The 1,795-nt window shown below is 58.8% G+C and carries 3 protein-coding genes; 1 reads left to right on the top strand and 2 read right to left on the bottom strand.

Annotated elements, in window-relative coordinates; genetic code table 11:
• Positions 1 to 349 precede the first annotated feature (349 nt).
• Both rnk and ACTRWG_RS22715 read right to left on the bottom strand, forming a co-directional pair.
• Positions 350 to 769, bottom strand: a complete 420-nt coding sequence (gene rnk, locus ACTRWG_RS22710; RefSeq protein ID WP_036796613.1) for a nucleoside diphosphate kinase regulator — start codon at positions 767 to 769, stop codon at positions 350 to 352.
• Between the two features lie 87 nt (positions 770 to 856).
• Entirely contained in the window at positions 857 to 1,285 is a 429-nt protein-coding gene (locus ACTRWG_RS22715; RefSeq protein ID WP_462829984.1) for a hypothetical protein, read from the bottom strand.
• Positions 1,286 to 1,606: 321 nt separating this feature from the next.
• Here ACTRWG_RS22715 and ACTRWG_RS22720 point away from each other — a divergent pair.
• Positions 1,607 to 1,795, top strand: a 189-nt coding sequence (locus tag ACTRWG_RS22720; protein WP_462829985.1) for a transposase, incomplete at its 3' end; no start/stop codon positions are given.

Raw genomic sequence — 1,795 nt, forward strand, 5'->3', positions numbered from 1 at the left:
TTCCAAGATTTCGCATTCAATCCTGACCGGTTCCACAGGGTGAAACCAAGTTTCAGGATTATGCGGCTCGATCCCGAAAACGAGTTAGACAATGGGGGCAGCGCCCCGCAGCGGCGCGCGGCACGCTTGCACCGCAGCTTGGGCAGGTTTCCGGGAGCCTGAGTTGAGACATATCGATACCCTATTATTGCGAACATCAGAGTTCAGGTAACAATTCTCCCCGGGTTCGCACGGAGTGCGCTGCTCCCCGGGGCAGAGGCGGAATAAGAGCATCTGCACAGCGCCGCGGACCTCAGGATTCTCCCATCACGATGTATGGGACTCTGCCCTGCTGCCGGGCGTTGCCATGCTATGCATCCGGGCCGACATTAAGCACCGTCAAAGAACGCTCCTCCCCATCAAGCGGTTTCCAGCGGAAAGACGCACCTTCGGACAGGCCGATTAACGCCACGCCGACCGGCGTCATCAGTGAAATGCGTCCTTCGGAAATATCGGCTTCTTCCGGGAACGTCAGTGTCACCGTTTTGGTCTGGCCAGTAGATTCGTCGCGATAGGTGACTGAGCGGCCTATTGCCACGACATCACCGCGCAGTTTTCTGGTGGTAACGACTTTGGCGCGCTCGATTTCTTCCAGCAGCCGGTCAGCCAATTCAGGTGTGCGGTTGAGGGCCCCCTCAGCCAGTGCTTCAAGCTTGTCCAGCGTCTCGCGGGCAAGCACGACTTTGGGTTGCCGCCGCGATGGGCGGGGGGCATTGTTAGGCGTCATCATGAGTTTTTCCTCTTTAGAGCACCGGATACCCGGTGGTGTGTGTCCGTGGGTTTTTTGCAGTGATTGATCCGCAGGAACGGGCAGCGGTCAGGAAGAACTGAAGACCTTGAGCACAACAAGCGTGGCAATGCTGCCGTCCTCGCGAGGCAAAGGAGCCTTTTGCAGGATCCGCATACCCAATAGTGCCGCGCCCAGGACCGAAGAAACCCTGATAAGCCGCTGCGCGGGTACCGCGTCCATTGTAAGGGTGCCCTGCTGGGCGCCACCTCCGCTGATCATGAATTCAATTCGGCGGCCGGACACTACCAGGTCATCGGGGACCGGCCCGGTTATGCGTCTTGCGCCGTCGTTTTTGGCACGCAAAATTGCTGCCGCCTCCAGGGACAAGGAGCCTAAGGCCAATACCTGCTCCAGCTTGTTTGCATCGCTGTCAGTAAGCGAATAGGCATGAGGTTCGATGTTCGGGTAGAATACCCGCTGACCGGCCATGCTGCCGGTTTTTTCACCAGTAAGCACGATCGCTCTCCACAAACGGGGGTTACCCGCTGCAAGCGGGGGGAAGCCCGCTATCAAGGTTTTAGGGTGAAGAAACCTCGGGAGGCCGCGACAACGCGTGTTTCAGGCCGCCCGAGGAAACGGGCGGTTCAGAAGAAGAAACCGTGCATATGACTCGCGAATAATCATGCCGCCAAGATGGTCACCTGCCATATGGAAGTCAAGCCTCCGCCCGGGTCTATTGATGGACAATCCGCGCTGCGGCGCGGCCACGGTGACCTGCCCCCCGCAAAATCCCTCACCATGAAGTAGAGTCTGCCCAACCTATGTAGGAGCAGACGAATGCGTAAGAGCCGTTTCACCGTGGCGCAAATCATCGGGATGATCAAAGAGCAGGAAGCCGGGATGCCGACGGCGGAGGTGTGCCGTCGGCACGGCCTGAGCCCGGCGACCTTTTACAAGCTGAAGTCCAAGTATGGCGGCATGGAGGTGTCGGAGGCCGCACGGCTGAAGGCGCTGGAGGATGAGAAC

This window comes from Leisingera sp. G5_S3_59_S7 (genome assembly GCF_054968485.1).

Excerpts from the sequence above, each read along its gene's own strand:
- rnk (WP_036796613.1), bottom strand. The coding sequence starts at position 769 with ATGATGACGCCTAACAATGCCCCCCGCCCATCGCGGCGGCAACCCAAA.